The following is a 17,969-nucleotide window of genomic DNA, read 5'->3' as shown; positions in this document are numbered from 1 at the left end:
TCAGGTATGGGTGGAACTCTGGGAGCGCCTGTGCATAAGGGCTTGAAAGCCCGCACTGAAGCAAGCAGAGTTGTACCCATGCCTGATACAGCGAAAGATCAAGAATTCACGAAAAAGCGTCAAAAAACGCAATTCAATTTGTGATAAAGTACCCAAATACCGGAAGAACCAAAAATAAATTGTTCCCAATCAAACTCATCCAAAATAACGCACTCTAAACATTACTTTATCATAGAACTTGAATTGCCATTCCGCATCGAATTCCTTTAATACTTCGACGGCTTCTTTGGCTGACATTTTGGTGGGCATATTGACGACAAGATAATCTTCATCATCTTCTTCGTAACCGGTCGAATATTCGATAAACGGAGGCGAGGGGCAATCAAAGCGCCTATAGATCAACTCAATCGCCGCTTTCAGAAAATCCGCCAGGTCGGGGCGATTTAACAAATAGGATTGCAAAACGCCCCGGTCCCGTTCGAATATATAACCCGCAGCCTCCAACATTTCTACTGGATCAGGGTCTGAACGAATGGATTGAAAAAGTTGCTGTACCATTGCTTCACCTCGCCAATAGTATAGCGTAAATTACCTCACCCCGCTTTGAAACTGGGGACGATGCTGGCGCCGGTTTCTTTGAGTAACGCAAGCAAGCGTTTGTGCATATCGCGCTGTACGTCCAAATGCTTTGGATCGTCGATCAGGTTGTTCATTTCCTTCGGGTCGTTTTCGAGATCGTATAATTCGTTGAGATCAAAGACGCCGTGGTAGTTCATATATTTGTAGCGCTCGGTGCGTACGCCCAACACCGTTGGCGTCTGCGGAAATGCGCGCTCCCAGAAGTATTCATACAACATGCCCTCGCGCCAGCTGGCGTCGTCGCTATGCAAAACAGGCAGCAACGATTCGCCCTGGACGCTGCCGGGAACCTCGACGCCCGCCGCTTCGAGAATGGTCGGGCAGATATCAATGTTGAGACCGATACGGTCGGTGCGGCGCCCGCCTTCGAAGAGTTCGGGGCAATGCGCGATCAAAGGCACCGCGATGGATTCTTCATACATGCAGCGTTTGTCGATCAGGCCGTGTTCTCCGTGCAAAAAGCCGTTGTCGCCCATAAACAGAATGAGTGTATTATCGAGTTCGCCGCGTTCTTCCAACACGTCCATCAGCTGCCCAACGCTGTCATCGACCGCCAACATGGTACGGTTGTAATCGAGGATGAAGTTATCAAAATCGGTATTGTCGTGGTACATGTAATCCACGCCGTGCCAGCTATGACGCTGGCGGCGCACCCACTCCGGCTTGCCTTCGTAATTTTCTTTGGTGTTCGCCATCGAAGCGGGGTGCTCGATTTTCACATCGCTGTAAGCATCTTTATGACGCTCCGCAGGGGAAAACTCGGCGTGCACCGCTTTATGCGACAGATACATGAAGTACGGCTTGTCGTGATCTTGCTTGATGAAGTCTTCGGCGTACCCCGTCAGAAAATCGGTCATATAGCCTTCGCGCTTGACGGATTTCCCATTGATGTTAAAGGTGGGGTTGTTGTAAACGCCCTGTCCTTTGAAACTCACCCAATGATCAAAGCCGGGACGCGGCGCGTCGCTGCTGCCGCCCATGTGCCACTTGCCGATAAAAGCGGTTTCATAGCCGTTTTTTTGCAATTCCACCGGAAAAATCGGCGTACCTTGCGGCAGCAACGTGCTGTTGTCCATCACGCCGTGCGTATGCGCGTATTGTCCGCTGAGTACGCTGGCGCGGCTGGGCGAACACAGCGAAGTAGTGACGTAAGCGTGGTTAAACAACACGCCGCCGCCTACGAGCCGGTCGAGGTTGGGGGTCTGTAAAAACGGGTGGCCCATGCAACTCATTGAATCCGCCCGCATGTCGTCTATCAAAACAAAAATTATATTGCGTTTGCCGGCGGCGGCGCTGCGCAGGGGGTTCGCCGCAAAATTCATCATCGGGAGCGCAACGCTGGCGGCGGCGGTTTTGAGAAAACGGCGACGGCCTGTCGAAGCCGTTGAATTATCATCCATAAACGTAGTCATTTTATTCCCCCATCTCTTTCATGTTATTTACCAGTTCCCAACGGTTTTCGGCGCGGCGTCTTTCCTGGTAAGTCGCGCCCAGGCTCATCACGATGCCGCGGGCCATCAAGCGGTTGCCGCGCGGGTTCATGTGTACGCCGTCGGTGGTGAGCAGTTTTTTGTCTGGAAACATCTTTTTTGACAACCGGTCATGAAACGCCTTACTCAAATCGCAGAGCATAAGCCCTCTCTCTTTAGCAAAGTCCCGCAAAAATTCGTTGTAATCGGCAAGTTTCTTATTTTGGTCGCTTTGCAGGTTTTCATAGATCGGGGTTGCGGTCAACAACAGCACCTTCGCGCCGCTTTGTTGAATCTTATCAATGATTTCCGTCATATTTTTCTTGTAATCCGGCAATGGAACGCCCTTCAATTTTGGGTTAAAAGAGTGCCAGACATCGTTGACTCCACAAGAGAAACTGACCCAGTCAGGTTTATGCGCCAACACGTCTTTTTCGAGCCGGGCCAGCATATCGTTAGACTTATGACCGCCGATTCCGGCATTGATAATATTGACGTCATAGCCGTTCACGCCGCAAAATAACTTGAATAGCGTTATATAGCCCTCAGGCTGCGTTCCCGCCTGGGTAATGCTGTCTCCCAGAAACACTAAAGTATTCCCGTCTTTTAGTTCAAACCCCTGCTGTGCGCTAATTGGCAGACAAATGGCTGAAATAACAATTGTTAAGACAATAGTTCGTAGAAACACGGTATTTCTCTCCCTTGGCTTCTCGATTGGACTGACTGCGTTTTTACCATAGAAAAGGACGATTTTCTAAGGGGCTGCGCCTGGAAACCAGCGAAGTTTTCCATATACTTAATGTTGTCGAATAATTTCATGTAACTTTTTGTGGTTGTTTGTGTCGGCCTATGATATTGTCGGATTGCAAAATGGGTAGCCGTCTCGAACACCAGTTGGGTATGGGGACGCGCTGACGCGCCGAAGCTGGACGCGCAGCCGAATTATCGGTACGTTCGAGAACGCAAAGCCTGAAAGTCGGCGATGTCGATCATCAGGCAAAGCGAATGGGTTGCTGCGGGGAATCGGTCTTCTTCATTGATGGATGCAGCATATAGACATTGTTGTCTATAATGCGCAGTGTGTTTGCGTCCAACCGGAAATTCGATCCCTCGAAAACATTGGCTGAGCGGAAACCGCCCACAAATCCACATCATTGTGATATAGTTGGCGCAAGGATTAAAACGGGAACCGGAGCGCACAGCAAAAATATTTAACAGCGCCTGAATACAAAACCTTACGAATACGAAAAGACGAATAGGCGAGATTCTGATGAAAGACGTTCAACCCAAAGACGATATACAAGCGAAGCGGCGCCAGCGCCGCTGTTCGACCGCCGGATTTTCGATGGTGGAAATCATCGTCGTCATCGGCATTATCGGCGTGATGACCGGAATCGGCGCCGTCACCTATATGGGCCAAATCAACAGCAGCCGCGTCTCGTCCATGACGGCCGTCATCAACACCAATTTAGTGCAAGCCCGACAAATGGCCATCGCCATGCGCCAGTCGCGCCGCGTGGTGATTGACCCGGGCAAAATTGAGGACGCCTCCGGCCAGCGCATTAAACCCGCCCGCATCTGGATCGAAGGCAAAATTTGCGAAGAATTTAACTTTGACGAAGAAGCCTATTGTTCAAAAGACGGCGGCCCCAACACGTTTATTATTACCGACCCCGACCTGATGCCGGACGGCGTCTCGCTGGTCGATGTCGGCACAGACTTAATTAGCGAATTTAATGACGACGACGAATCGCAACCCTTATATATTCAATTTAATCCACGCGGTCAACTCAGTAAAATTTATTTCCTGGGCGGCGAACAATCGGCCCGTCCCAAAGACCGTCAAGCCATACTTCACATGGCCAAAGACAGCGCAATTTTCAAAAAAGGCGACGAGACCCGTTCGTATGACGATTTAGTCAGCCAAAACTTGAACACGTTCGCCAAAGATGAAGAAAACGCAAACGAAAGATACAAAATTAATACCATTGAGATATTGTGGTTAACAGGAAAAACCCGGGTTTACGATTATGCCGTATTCGGGTTTTGGCCCAACGATCTGCTAGACGAAGAGAGTTAAACTCGGAGGAACCCATGCCGCGACAGTATTCAGCCCGAACCCATAAGCGCACCCGCAACGAAGACGGCTTTTCGTTGTTGGAGGTCATGATTGCCGCCGTGATGCTCACGCTGGGGCTTTTGTCGATCGTAGGCGTATTTCCCTACGGCATCGAAGCCAGCCATCGGGCGCAAGACGTGACCCAAGCTTCGTTGCTTGCGCAAAGTATGTTTGAAGGGCTTAAAAACGACCCCCGCAACTTTCCCATCATTCCCGGCGCGGACAGCGTGATTGTCCCTCTGCCGGGCAATGGCTATGACGACGATAATAATAACGACGTCTATAACCCGAGTTTGACCCGCAATGAATTCGACCTGAACCACAACGGCTATCCCGACATGGATTATGACGGCGGCCCTGAATTCGACGCGCTCGCGCACCGCTTGGGCATGTCGGGCGTCATCAACAACGGCATGGACGACGACGGCGACGGCGTCATCGACGACAACGGCGACAGCTGGTCGATTGACGTGAACTCCGTGCCGCCCTGGTTCTCAAAATATGCCCCCGACGGCAACCTCAGTTACGACCCCGAACCGCGCACCGATGAAGAATACGCCGACGGCATCGACAACGATAATGATGGATTAATTGACGAAGACACTCGCTTGCCGTCCGTTCGAATTCCGCGGACCAATGTCTTTCTGCCCACCCTGGCGGGCGACGGCGTCGACAACGATGGCGACGGAGAAGACAACGACGATGATTCAAAAACGCCTGCGGTTGCTGACGGCATTGATAACAACGGCGACGGCGCGATTGACGAAGGCATCGACGAAGAAATCTGGGACGGACGCGATAACGACGGAGACGGCTTCGTCGACGAAGATTGCCAATTGGCGCGTTTCCCCTTCTCGCCTGCGAAGTTCCCGCCGCCGTACGACCGTTATGGCTGGCAGATTCGCGTCGGCGTCGTGCCCGACAACGGGCGCTGGGGCTTGGTTGACGTCAACGGCGACGGCATTCCCGACCTGGGCGACGGCATCGACAACGACGGCGACGGCTTCGTCGACGAAGAATTGCCCGATGGTCTCGATATGGACTTTAAAGTCCCCACCCGCCAACAAAGCGGGACGGGCTTTTTACGCGCCTTCACCCGTCCGCCAACGCAAGACGGCCTGGTGGATGAAGACTGCATCGCAGCGCCCTTGCCCGGCTGGCGACGAGTTGAAATCGTCATCACCTGGGGCGGCGACGGCAAAGACAACGACGAAGACTGGGAAGGCGGCAAGAATGACATCACCCGCGTCGACCCACGCGACCGTTATTCACTAGGGACAACCGATCCCAGCGAAATTCGCCGCCAGCGTATTTCATACGGCTCCATCGAATGGGGCGTTGACGAAGAAAAACTCGACGGCATCGACAACGACTTCGACGGCGTCATTGATGAAGATTTTTACACCGATGAATTTGTCCTTGTCGGATTCATCAACCTGAGCGACCCCTCGTTGTCGTTTACGCTGACCAGCGGGCAACCGCGCGGCTTGGTCTCAAGCGTCGGCGTCGAATAAGCGAACCAGGAAGATTGAAGGACGTGATGATGAACGCAAACCCGTTTCCCATTCCGCGCAGCCCGAAGACAATCGACAAACGATTGGGCTTCACGTTGGTGGAACTCTTAGTCTCCGTCGCGGTCATTTCGATTCTGGCCGGCATGGCGGCGCAAACCTTCCGTTCGGTATTGGGCGCCCGCGACATCGCCGTCAACCGCCTCGAAATGAACGAAACCGCGCGCAGCGCCTTGGGGTTCATCTCGGCGGAAATCCGCGCGGCTTACTTAACGCCTGACTCCGTGATCGCCGTGATTCCAGGACAACAAAACCCCACCGGGCCGCGCTTTCGCTTCGCGGGCATCCACCGCGATCTGATTGTTGACAATGGCAACGACGACAACGTACCCGGCGCTTTCAAAGATGAAGACGGCGACGGCGATGAAGACGAAGAAATTCTTGACGGCCTCGACAACGACGGCGACGAACTGGTCGACGAAGACCTGGGCGCCGTCCCCAGCGACATTTTGCATTTCGTCAGCGCGGTCGAAAATTCCGGCGACGTTATTCTGCAAGAAATCTCGTACGGCCTCGACCCCACTGGAACGCGCTTGATTCGCCGCGGACAAACCCTTTCGCTCAACGGCGGAGGCAATGACGCCACCGAAATCGGCGACTTCGGCCAATTCATCGACAACCAATCGCGCGAGCGGCTCTTGCCGCCGATTCTTCCCATCGGCGTCAACGTCAGCGCCAACATGGTTAAAACCTCTATCGAAAATTGGGACCACGGCGCTAAGTTTGGCAGTTTGGACGCGCGAAACGTCCAGTCGAACAATTCACCGGGAAAAATCTTTGAAGCGCTGGCGTACAACATTCGCGGTCTGCGTTTTCGTTACTGGTATTACGACTACAACCGGGGCGGCTGGCGCTGGACCACCGAATGGGATTCATCGCGCGAAACTGCAGTGGTGTTGCCTGATTCGGCCTTATTCAATGATTTCGCCGCCAATAGCAGCATAGAAGGCAGCAACCGGCGCGGGTTCCAAAACATCATCGTCAATGAACCCGACGACATGTATCCACGCCAAGGGGCTGGCAATGGATTTTTGGTCACAAACCCACAATTACTATTGAATAACTTGGAGTATCGCGAAGTACGCGACCGGGTATTGAAACGGACGGACGGTTTGCCCAATATGGTCGAAATTACGTTATTCGTACAAGACCGCAAGCGAACCGATCCGCCCCAACCATACACCACCCGCGTGTTTATACCGAACAACTACCGCAGCATTGGCCTCTAAACGCCGAGCCGGGCGCTGAAGCCAACGCGGCGAACAAGCGGGCTTCGCCCGCCGACCTTTGATGAAACCTAAGCAAGACTCTAAGTACAGGTGTGAGTAAAGGAACGCAGAATGATGAGCGACCGAAACACAGCCCAATCCATTCAACCCCGCAGGCGGGATTCCGAACGGGGCGTCGCCCTGCTGACAGTCACCGCGCTGCTGACGATTTTTGCAGCGATCATGGCGGGCTTCGTCTATACCATCCGCATGGAAGAATTCACCGTGCAGAACTACGCCGCCAGCGTCAACGTCGAAGAAGCTGCCGAATCAGCGGTGCAAGGGGTATTGGCCCAGCTCGCGGACGACCTCGACCCGACCAAACAACACGACGTCATGGGCCGCCTGCAACCCCGCTATGTTTCTCAACTCGACCCGTGGTACATCGGCTATCAAGGCAAGGCAAACAATAATATTTCCTACGACGCCAGCGCCTTCATGTTAGACTCGCGCCCCTCGACCGTCGTCAACCGTACGGGCATTAAGTTTGTGCCGACGCCCATCCCGCGCGGCATTGATGAAGACCCGCGCGGCGACGTCACTGGCTCGCGCGCACTCGGCCAATCGGGCCGCGGCGACGGCAAACCCGGACTCGGCGGCATCGACGACAACCAAGACGGCATTGTTGACGACGGCGGCGATGATTTGCTGTCATCCTCAGATGACGACGAAGATTTCCGCGTTGATGAAGACCAACCCGACCGCCGCCGCGATGGGTTGTTCTTCCCCAACGGTACCGGGTACGACAACGACGGCGACCTGGTCGGCGTGTTTGATGAATCCAGCAAAATCAACCTCAACTATGCAGGCAACAACTCAGGCCTCGACGGCAGTTACGTCTATAACCAGGGCGTTCACCCCAACGAACTCGACTTGCCGGTCTTTCTCTACAACCGGGTCGTCTCTTATACGCGCAATAACAGCGTGAGAACTTTTAGTTCCTCCGAGGCGCAGCAACTGGCGCGCTATATCGTCAATTTCCGTAACGGCAGCGCCAGCGACGGCGGTCAAACCAACAGCAAACCCGGCCGTGAAAGCTTCGACGACAATAACAACAACTCGCCCACGATTCTTGATATTCAAAAAATGAGCAATGTATTTGACACCCAAACCTTTAACGGCGAGCCCTTCGCCATTGTCGGCAATAACCTCGACGACGACGATGATGGGCTTACCAATGAAGAAGACGAAACGTACATCGGCGCAACCACCATCAGCACTAGCGGTTCGCCGATTTCACAGGCCATCGACCAAAAACAAGGCAACTTAGACCAGTTTCGCCCCGGCAACAAAATCGACGACGACGGCGACGGCTTTATCGACGAAGAAGATGAAGGCATCGACGACCCCAGCGAATTTAATGTATACAGGCCGAAGGGCGACGACCGCCCCTTCTCGACCCATGAAGACCTCAACCTGTTGACCTTCATCAACGGCGACACTGGCGGAGTTCCGCCGCGCATTCAATCGCCGCCGCCGAGTTTATTTAAAATCCTGCGCGACTCTACCACCATCTGGAGCCAGTCCGATGAAATTTCCGGCCCGCTTTCCAGTGGATTCAATGAAGTAGGAAAAATCAACCCCAACGCCGGTTACAACTGGCGCGCACAAGACACCTGGACGCAAGGCGGCAGCAGCAGCGGTATAGACATCATCGCTGATTTTCAATACAGCCCGCCGCTGCGCATCGAAGACCTGTTCGCCCTGCAAGTTGACCAGGATAACGATTGGCAGCCCGAAGCCGAATCGGACGTGCTGAACGGAAAACCCAATGGCATCGACGACGACGGCGACGGCCTGGTTGATGAACCCTCCGACGACTGGGACGGCAACTTCTACCCCAGCGGCGACTTCGACGGATTTGCGGAACCGGACGTGGGTTCGCCCCTCACATTAGAAAACGGCATTGACGACGACCAGGACGGCAGCCTTGAAGATGAAGCCCGCGGCGGCGACGACAACGATGGGCGCTTACGCCGTCTACCCCTTGATCAAAATGAAGATAGCTTTGACGGACGCTACCGCAACGAAAACGACCGCGAATTTCGCTCGGGCATGAACATCGAAGGCAACGGTCAAGACGACGACAAAGACGGACTGGTCGACGATTTGGGCGACTTTAACGGCGACGGCCTTTTGGCGTTCGACCCCGAATGGCACGTCAGCGAAGACGCCTGGGGCGACCTCTCCGGCGACGGTTTCCCCGGTTTGGGCGCTGATATTGATGCGGACGAAGATACCCCCGAAGGCGATATCATTGCAGAACCGCAACGCCGCGACGATATGGTCGTCACCAATTTCGCCGACGATGATTACGATGGCTATGCTGATTTTTATGACCCGCAGGTTTTGGCCGCGATGTACGCGCCCGAAATGGACGGCGTTGACAATGATAGCGACGGCGAAGTCGATGAAGTCGGCGAACGCTACATCGCCGCGTACGACGACGACGAAGACGGGCGCATGGACGAAGATCCGCCCGAATTTCAAATCGCGCTCAATCTGTTTGACTCCATCGACACCTGGGCGCCCTACACCCCGACCGAAGAACGCGATGTCCGCCAACTGTTAGGCAAAAGCGAAGACGACATTGTCTTGTCTGACCCGGTCACGCGCCAAACCTTTAATCTGTTCTCAAGCCGCCAGCGCGCGTTCCGTATGCACTCGCGCCTCCTGGCCGGCCCCAACCGGGGCAGCCGCGAACTCGAATTGTTCGAGGAGCAAATGCGGTTGTTGCTGCCGAACCCGCCTCAAACCGGTATGGAAATCACGTTTGAAGGCGTTGAATCGATTCGCATCAACGAAGTCATGGCCAAGCCGGTTATCCGCCTGGAAATGGAAGACGTCTTCGAGTCAATCGAATATGATCCAACCAATCCAAGCATACGTCCCGTCGCAACCATGAAGCGCAACCGTTTCGAGCCGGGCCGCCGAGGCGGCGGGTTTCAAGACGATGGTCAAATTCCATTACCGAACTATCCGGTAGACACCAACTGGGGCCTGGCGCCCAGCCCGATCACGGGCGAGACCTTCCCTCACATGTTCTTGCCCAATGGCTTTGTTAACACCTTCAACCCAGTATTCTCTCTGGCGAATTTAGACGCGATGGCGCCAGCGACCATCTTCATGGTCACCAACGTCAGACCGCAACTGTTAATAGATACCACCATCGGCATTCAACCTGAAATCGCCACCTGGAATTTCGAAAACATTCCAGAAGGCTACTATGACGTTGTCATCTATCTACACCCAAAACATGAACTCAACCCATTAGTCTCTTATTACTTCAATGGTTCGAGAGCGCCGTTCCCCGTTAAAAGCGACAAACATGTCATCGCAAGCGACGGTACGCTGCAAGAGATCAGTTTGATTGCCGACCCATTCACCAAAGAAGTCATTCGCCGCGATACAGCGCAATGGAACAACGGCATCGACCAACCCTCTGAATTAATACTTCCCTACCGCCTGAGTTGGTGGCCGGGAAACGCGCCTGATTTCAGCGAACGCTTTTCAGACCCCCGCGTAGGCCGCGTCCAGGTGCGTTCTAATGGAAAATTAAGCCTGCGCATCGAAGCGGCGCCGATTGACGAAGCCGATCCGAGACCAGACAACCATTATGTAACGTCCATCGACCGCATCGAACTCATCAATCCTTATGCGCAATACGTCGAGTTGGTCAATCTGGGCCTCGAAGATATAAACATGTCCGGCTGGACGATCACCACGCCCTATGGACATTATATGATTCCTGATGATGACGAAAATTCCATCATCGCCCGCATGAAACCCGCATGGGCCGATGACACCGGCCTTGAATTAAAGCAAGGCGAAGGGCTGCCCGGCGCGGGCGTCCCCTCCGAGCCGTTGTTAGCGGAAGACCGCTTGGGCAACCCGCTCAGCAACGAAGAACTGCGCCTCGAAGACAACAAGATGCTGCTGGTCAACAATCTGGCAGGGTTCCGTAGTTTCTTGACTGACAATTACGCCAAACTCGAAACTGAAGCCGAAGACCGCATCCTGGTTCCTCTACTGGTGGAAATCGAAGAACAAGCCATCGGAGACAGCATCGACGATTTCTTAGACCCCGACCGCTTGTTCCCTAACGCGCAATTGGGCGATCTCGGCTTCCGTTTGTTTGATTATCAAGAAGACGTACTCACGCATAATCCGCGCGAAAAGAAGATCAGCCTTTATGATCCGGCGGGCAATTACGTTGACTCGTTTACGTACCGCACCACGTTTAACAACGCCATTGTTGACATTCAAGAAAACGGCGCGGGAATCGACGTCGTTGCGCTGCCCGGCTACAAGGGCATGGAATCATTCGAGCGCACCGACCCCACCTACTTTGAAACCAATTTCGACGTCAGCCCCGCCGACTGGAAAGTACGCGGCGTCCGCTCGGTTCCGTCAAGCATCAAGTTAGACGCGAAAGACGCCATCGTCATCGACATGCAGCCCAACCGCCGCACCGGCCAGCTCCGGCGCAATACCATCGGCGGTTACGCTGACCGTACGCGCGGCCTTGAAACCGACTTTGTTCGCGATGATCTCGAACGCTTCGTCGACCGCGACATGGCGGGCCTAGCCGCCTCCTTTAAAGATTCCTGGTGGAACGGCTGGGACTTCATCGGCGACTACTTCGATTACCCAAGAGAGATGGCGCGCGGCGACCGCAACCTGGTCCGCAACCTCGAACGCTCCGCCTCCATGATGAAAGAAGCCGCCATTCAAGACGGCGCCGAGAAAGTCATTTTCTATGATACGCTGGGCGGCTTTGAGAACCTGCTGAATGTACGCCCGAACCGCATCTCTGACGTTCGCTATACAGCGTTCGTCTGGCGTATGGGCTTGCGTGAATTGACACGCGCGGGATACGACCCCAACATCGACGACCAATTCACCGTGCGTGTCTTAGGACGCCAATACGTCGCACGTGAGAGAATTTTGGTAAACGATGGCGGCAACATCCGTATCGCGGCGAACCCCGGCGACCGCATTCCGTTTGATATGCCTGTCGGCGAAGTGTTAATCGAACCAGCGTTTCGCATCATCGACCCGGGCAGCAACCCGCTCAATGACGATGCAGACATCGAAGCCAACCCCGACAATATTTATCAGCCCGCCGGACAACGGCGCAGCAAGGTTCCCATCTTTGCGAAATTACGCAACGGCGACACCGCGTTTACGGTCGACCTGCGCAAAGAAGACCGCGAATTGTGGCAGGATCTTCGCAATGACACCGACTCAGAACCGATGGTCGAAATCACCGTGGTCATGCGCAAAAGTACGCCAGACTTAAAAATGCCGCTGAACCGCGTATTAAATGTCGCCAATCGGCCCGATTTAGACAACCGCGTTCCGTTCCCCATCACCGATGAAGACGGCGACGGGTTTTATGAAGCCGCTGGAACCACCCGAACCGATTTAGGTTCGGTGGCGGACGATAATTACTTCTTCAAGGGCATCGAGTTATTTGGCCGCGTCAAAGGCGAAGGCCAACGCCGCAAGAATGATCCCGACGCGTTCCAACGTCTGATCGCCGGAACGCCCGGTTGGGACAACAGCGGTTACGTCCCCGCCTATCCGCGTCGCCGTCTCGACCTGCGCGGCAGCTCGCGCGATCCGCTCGATATCATCGACAATACCGCGTATGTGAAAAACGGCCCGCTGGCGACCATCGGCGAGATTTCGCGCTTGCATACCGGCAATAAATTTGAAACCATCAACACGCCGATTATTCCCCAACGGCTCGAAGACGCCGCCATGGAGCGCGGTCAGATCATGCCCAACCCGCAATTGGCGCAACGGTCAACCAACGACGAACCGCGCCGCTTGCAATTGGCGCAACGCGAACGCCTCGACCAATGGGAAAACCAATATACTCAGTTGTATAACATGGTGACCACTGGACTGAACGGCATTCTGCCCGGCAAGATCAATGTCAACACCGCGTCGCGCGAAGTGCTGTCGGCCCTGCCCAGCACGCCGCCAATCGCTCCCGGCCAGATTGAACCGCTGATCGAACGCTCACTGTTCAACAACTTGGTCGCCGACTTCATTATCGAAGGCCGCCAACCCACAGGCCGCGACATGAGTTTCGGCGTACAAGGTTTGAACGACGACATGCTCAGCAACGACGCCAATCGGCTTCGTACGGCGTACCAAAATGTTGACACCATGTCAGAGTTTAAGTTTATGGGCGTGGGCCGCGAGTTCCGCTTTTTCAAAAACTTCGATGACATTGTGCAACGCCGCTTTAACAAATTGAACTTAAAGCCGTTGGACATTTTGGATACGCAACTTGATTTCGATAACGTATATTTGAGCACACCCGTGGTCGCCCCCGACGACGGCCCCTACGCCGACATCGGAACATTGATGTCGCAGTTGACGCACCTGCGTCGCCGCGAGCGCTTTTCCGCTGCGTTGCGCCGCCCGGTCGACCGGACGCTTGACGGTAAGCCCGACTTGCCCGGCGATCTGCGTGATCGGCTCAATGCAGAACTGGGACGCGAACTGACCACCGAAGACATGGAAGCATTGATGAACCGAATCTCAAATTTAATCACCGTCAAATCACGCGCATTCGGCATTCTTGCCCAAGGCCGCATATTTGACAGCGACGGCAATATCATCGCGCAACGGAAACTGGAGACCGTCTACGTTTCAGAATAAGAAGACGGAGCCAGTCTCAACAAGAAGTTTGTAAATCGAAAATTGACGAAATGTCTGGTTTCGCGCTATTGTACAAATGAAGACGGTGCGCCAGACGTGAGGAACGGAAGGACAATACCATGAGAGCAAAAGCCCTCTATCTGATCGGGATTTGCCTAATCGTCGGCTCAGGCCTGCTGGCGTATGGACAATTCGGCGTCGACCAAGTCTACACCACCAACTCCTGCATTGGCGGAGATGAGCCATTTAACAACTTGACCAAAAACTGGGACTTTGAAACGTCCCTCGAAGGCGACACACCCCCCCTGGGTTGGATCATGACCAACAGCCCGGCCACCACGGGCACAGAACTCGGCCCTGACGTCGACGCAGATAATAACTTGATCCAAAATCACTTCGCTGTTTTTGTAGACGGCAACAGTATTGTGCAAGAGCCGAATACCGACACGCTCTCAGGACAAAACTTCTATCGCGTTGAATTTTGCGCCCACGTCATCAGCGGACAATTTAAAGTGTTTGTCGGTGACGACGAAGTGTTAACATTTCCGACCACTCCCGGCGACGCCGAACAAAAAGCCATTTCAGAGATATTTCGTCCGGTACCCGGGTTATCGACATCAAACGGCGCCGCCAGCAATTTGATCCGAATTGAATTTACGGGAACCAACCCCACATCAATTGGGCATGTTGATAACTTTGTGCTACGGCCTTCCACGGGCGGTTCAGACGAAAACACCCCGACCCCAATTCCAACGCCAACTCCAGAGCAGCCTCCTTTACCTGACCGTACGCCGCCTACGCCGGAACCCACCCCGCGCGCTGGAACGCCGACCCCGACGCCGACGCCGAAGTTGATGGCGCAGTCGGTGCAAGTCATCGCCAACCCGCCATTGTTAACGGTCAGCCCCGACGATTTCGCCAACGCTGCCGGGCCGCGCCAATTGTCCTATCTGAACGTCCAGGTCATCGGCTCTGACGGCAAGCCAATGGATATCACTCGCATCGACCCCAACGCGCGCATCCGCATCAACATTGACGACAAGGGCGCGACCCAAGACGTGGGCTATATTCGTTCCTTTAAAATTGGCAGCGGGTTTGACCAATCGATTACTGACCGCGAAGCGGACTTCATCGAAACATTAGAAGAAGACCGCATGTTGGCTTTTGTTCCAGGCCGAACCTATGACGGCGCGGTCCGCGTGATTGTTGACATTGAGTTTGAAAGCATCACCGAAGGGCGAAAAATCAAAAAGACCATTCGCGGCGTAGCGCCAATTGTGTTGCGCTCCGACCCCAAAGCGTCCATGATCGACCCGACCGGCCAATTCAACCCGGCCCAAAACCGGCGCCTGGGACGCCAACCCGGCGACCGCGGTTTCCGCCCCGATCAACGCACCAACATGTTCTTCCGCGAGCGCTCCGAACAGTAGACCCACTCATCACAACGCGACAAAGCGGGGCGGTCAATTGGCCGTCCCGCTTTTTTTGTGCGCAAAAAAATTGCAAATAAATCTAAACGAACCTTTAAGGAGCGCCCTGCTTCTCCATATACTAACCGGGTTATGGTAAACGACCTGCTTTCTCTTTGGACGCGAAAGCCATTCGGCTTGTTGCTGCCCTTGCTGCTGTTTGCGCTGCTGACCGCAATCACCTTGCCGAACCCCTACGTCTACCATCAAGATGAAAATTACTACATGAATTCCACTCGAAGCATGTTGGCGCAGAGCGAATTCTTCGTCCCAAGTTATAACAACGTCCCCCGCATCAACAAACCCATCGGGTTTTATTGGCTCATGCTCTCCTTTCAATCCATCCTGGGGCATGGGTTCGCGTCCAGCCGCATGGCGTCGTGGCTCTTTTCGTTGGGAATGTTAATCGCAGCGTATTATTCGTCGGGCTGGATTTTTGCGGATGAGAAACGCCGCGCGCTAACAGTGTGGGTGTTAGCGTCGATGGATGTGTTTTACCGTTACGCCCATTACGCCGTGCCGGAAATGACGCTGGCGTTTTTTATGGCTTGCGCCCATCTGGCGGCGTGGCGCTGGCTGACGACGCGCCGTACGCGCGACTTGCTGTTTCTGTATTTGGGCGCGGGCTTGGCGTTCAACATCAAAGGCCCGGTCGGCATTCTGTTACCGTTCGCCGTAACGGCGGCGTATCTTTGTTTGAACCAACGCCGCCATGAACTCAAACGCCTGATGTCATTTCCTGGCGCCCTGCTATTGCTTGCAATCATTACCCCCTGGTATTTTATGCTGATGGCGAAACTCGGCCCGATGCGCCTGTTAACTATGATGGGCCAGGAAACCGCCGGGCGCGTCTTTTCTCTCGAAAACTCCCCGGCGTATTACCTGCCCGTCTTGTTGTTGTATTTCGCCCCGTGGTCTTGGTTCCCGTTGCTGCGACTGAGACAGTGGCTTCAAAAAAACAATCGCCAATCATTTGGGCAAGCATTAAAGCGCTCGTATCCGTTCGTCTGGTTTGCAACCTACGTTTTGTTTTATTCCCTCATCGTAGGCGAAAAACACCAGTGGTATTCCTTGCAATGGTCGCTGCCGCTGGCGCTTCTTTGCGTACAAGCGCTCATGCCCTCTGGCGAGACGCCCCGGTTTCATAAAACGTATTGGTTTATCGGCGTGTTGGGCGCCATCGCGTCGACAACCGCTCTTAGTTTGCATTTGCTCTTAGGAGACATCGTCTATTCGACGGGGGCGGCGGTCATGCTCAGTTCATGCTTGGCGCTGGGCGTAATTAGTTTGGCGATCTCGCGAACGCCCGCCGCGCGCATCCTGTCCGTCGCGGTCTGGCTGCTATTTTTGCATTGCATCATTTTCCAGGCCGTACTGCCATCAAAGCAACTCTTTCCCGTCACCAAATTTGCGTTGCAATTACAACAACAAGTCCAGCCGTTTGAACTATTGGTCAACGAGCGCTATTTCCATAAGAAATTATTCTTATTCGATATTCCTTCTCTGACTTTTTCGCAATTGGAAAAGCATGAGAACCTCTTTCAAGCCAAACTCCATGAGCATCGCCCGACATTCGCCCTGTGCCGCAAGAGTGTGTTTGACGCGATGGACTTAACCATGCAGAATGGTTATGAGATCGTCTCATCCGGGTATTGCAAAAAAGAAAAAGAGCACGAAAAACGAGAAGGCAACCGCCTCGCCCGATGGGTGCGCTTCATCCAAACCGCAGATAAATCCCACATCATCGAGCCAATTTATCTCCTAAAAAAGAAAGAACCATCCACGCCGCCGCTTGCTGATTAAAACTTATGACAAAACGGCGCCACCTGGGGGATGAACGCGGGACGCCCCTCCGCCTACGCTGAAATGCGATATCACTCTACCTTTCAGCGAGGACGCAATGAAACCGATCTCCTTCAAACGCTTTGCCATCATAGGCGACAGTCCGGTAATGAAAACGCTCGAAGCGCAAGTGCGCACCGCCGCCGCCTGTAACGAAACCATCCTGCTAACCGGAGAACGCGGCGTCGGCAAAGAACTGATCGCCAAAGCGCTGCACAAACTCAGCGCCAACAAGGGCGGCCCCTTCATCACGGTTGACTGCGCCGCCCTCCACGCCGCGACGGCGGAGTCGGTGTTGTTCGGCCATGAACGCGGCGCCTTTACCGGCGCGGTGCATCGCCACATCGGCCTATTGGAACAAGCCCACCAAGGCAGCGTCTTTCTCGATGAGATTGCTTCGCTATCGTTGGAAATGCAGGGGCGATTTTTACGCTTTCTGGAAGAACGCACTATCCAACGCATCGGCTCCACCCAGCCTCTGCAAATCCGCACCCGCGTCATTGCGGCGGCCAATCGCGATCTTGTCCAAGAACAACAAGCCGGGCGCTTCTTGCCTGACCTCTATGACCGGCTCAACGTCATTCGCCTCCACGCGCCCCCGTTGCGCGAACGCAGCGAAGACGCGCTGCAATTGTTTCATCACTTTCTTCCTCGATACAACGGGCGGCTCCTCGCGGACGGACAACGCTTTCTGTTAGACTACCCCTGGCCCGGCAACGTCCGCGAGCTGAGAAACCTATGCAAACGGATCGCCGTTTTTTACCCGGAAGGCCCAATCGACAAAACCACCTTAGAAAATTTGATCGACCCTGCGCCAGTCGAACAAGCGAACCGGGCGTCCCCAACATAGGCGCGAAAAAAAATGAAAGAATGACTTGACATTTCTACCGCCGCCGGATATTGTTTACATATAA

General features: G+C 54.2%; 10 protein-coding genes. 7 read left to right on the top strand and 3 right to left on the bottom strand.

Going from position 1 to position 17,969, the window contains the following annotated elements; translation table 11 throughout:
• Positions 1-195: 195 nt before the first annotated feature.
• The 3 genes from P9L94_17330 to P9L94_17320 are packed head-to-tail and all read right to left on the bottom strand — an operon-like array spanning position 196 to position 2,796.
• Entirely contained in the window at positions 196-558 is a 363-nt protein-coding gene (locus P9L94_17330; protein ID MDP8245849.1) for a hypothetical protein, read from the bottom strand.
• Positions 559-593: 35 nt separating this feature from the next.
• Positions 594-2,051, bottom strand: a complete 1,458-nt coding sequence (locus P9L94_17325) for a sulfatase (protein ID MDP8245848.1) — start codon at positions 2,049-2,051, stop codon at positions 594-596.
• 1 nt (position 2,052) lies between these two features.
• A complete protein-coding gene (locus tag P9L94_17320; GenBank protein MDP8245847.1) occupies positions 2,053-2,796 on the bottom strand; it encodes an SGNH/GDSL hydrolase family protein in 744 nt (247 codons plus the stop codon).
• A gap of 582 nt (positions 2,797-3,378) precedes the next feature.
• Between P9L94_17320 and P9L94_17315 the strand changes: the two genes are divergently transcribed.
• The 7 genes from P9L94_17315 to P9L94_17285 all read left to right on the top strand — a co-directional run bounded on the left by P9L94_17315 (position 3,379) and on the right by P9L94_17285 (position 17,905).
• The gene (locus tag P9L94_17315; protein ID MDP8245846.1) at positions 3,379-4,188 is read left to right on the top strand and encodes a hypothetical protein; all 810 of its coding nucleotides are present in this window, start codon (positions 3,379-3,381) and stop codon (positions 4,186-4,188) included.
• Between the two features lie 14 nt (positions 4,189-4,202).
• The gene (locus P9L94_17310) at positions 4,203-5,741 is read left to right on the top strand and encodes a hypothetical protein (protein ID MDP8245845.1); all 1,539 of its coding nucleotides are present in this window, start codon (positions 4,203-4,205) and stop codon (positions 5,739-5,741) included.
• A 26-nt stretch (positions 5,742-5,767) separates the two neighbouring features.
• Positions 5,768-7,027 carry a prepilin-type N-terminal cleavage/methylation domain-containing protein gene (locus P9L94_17305; GenBank protein MDP8245844.1) on the top strand — a complete coding sequence of 420 codons (1,260 nt, stop codon included), beginning with the start codon at positions 5,768-5,770 and terminating at the stop codon, positions 7,025-7,027.
• A gap of 111 nt (positions 7,028-7,138) precedes the next feature.
• Positions 7,139-13,744 (top strand): hypothetical protein, encoded by a 6,606-nt coding sequence (locus P9L94_17300; GenBank protein MDP8245843.1) that lies wholly within the window; start codon positions 7,139-7,141, stop codon positions 13,742-13,744.
• Positions 13,745-13,863: 119 nt separating this feature from the next.
• Complete coding sequence (locus P9L94_17295; protein MDP8245842.1) at positions 13,864-15,174, top strand: hypothetical protein; 1,311 nt, start codon at positions 13,864-13,866, stop codon at positions 15,172-15,174.
• 132 nt (positions 15,175-15,306) lie between these two features.
• The gene (locus tag P9L94_17290) at positions 15,307-17,016 is read left to right on the top strand and encodes a glycosyltransferase family 39 protein (protein ID MDP8245841.1); all 1,710 of its coding nucleotides are present in this window, start codon (positions 15,307-15,309) and stop codon (positions 17,014-17,016) included.
• A gap of 97 nt (positions 17,017-17,113) precedes the next feature.
• Positions 17,114-17,905 (top strand): sigma 54-interacting transcriptional regulator, encoded by a 792-nt coding sequence (locus P9L94_17285; protein ID MDP8245840.1) that lies wholly within the window; start codon positions 17,114-17,116, stop codon positions 17,903-17,905.
• The last annotated feature ends 64 nt before the right edge of the window (positions 17,906-17,969 follow it).

The organism is Candidatus Hinthialibacter antarcticus (assembly GCA_030765645.1).
Taxonomy (GTDB): Bacteria; Hinthialibacterota; Hinthialibacteria; order Hinthialibacterales; family Hinthialibacteraceae; genus Hinthialibacter; species Hinthialibacter antarcticus.
The sequence above is the reverse complement of the archived record's forward strand: the minus strand, read 5'-3'. Positions and strand labels throughout refer to the sequence as shown.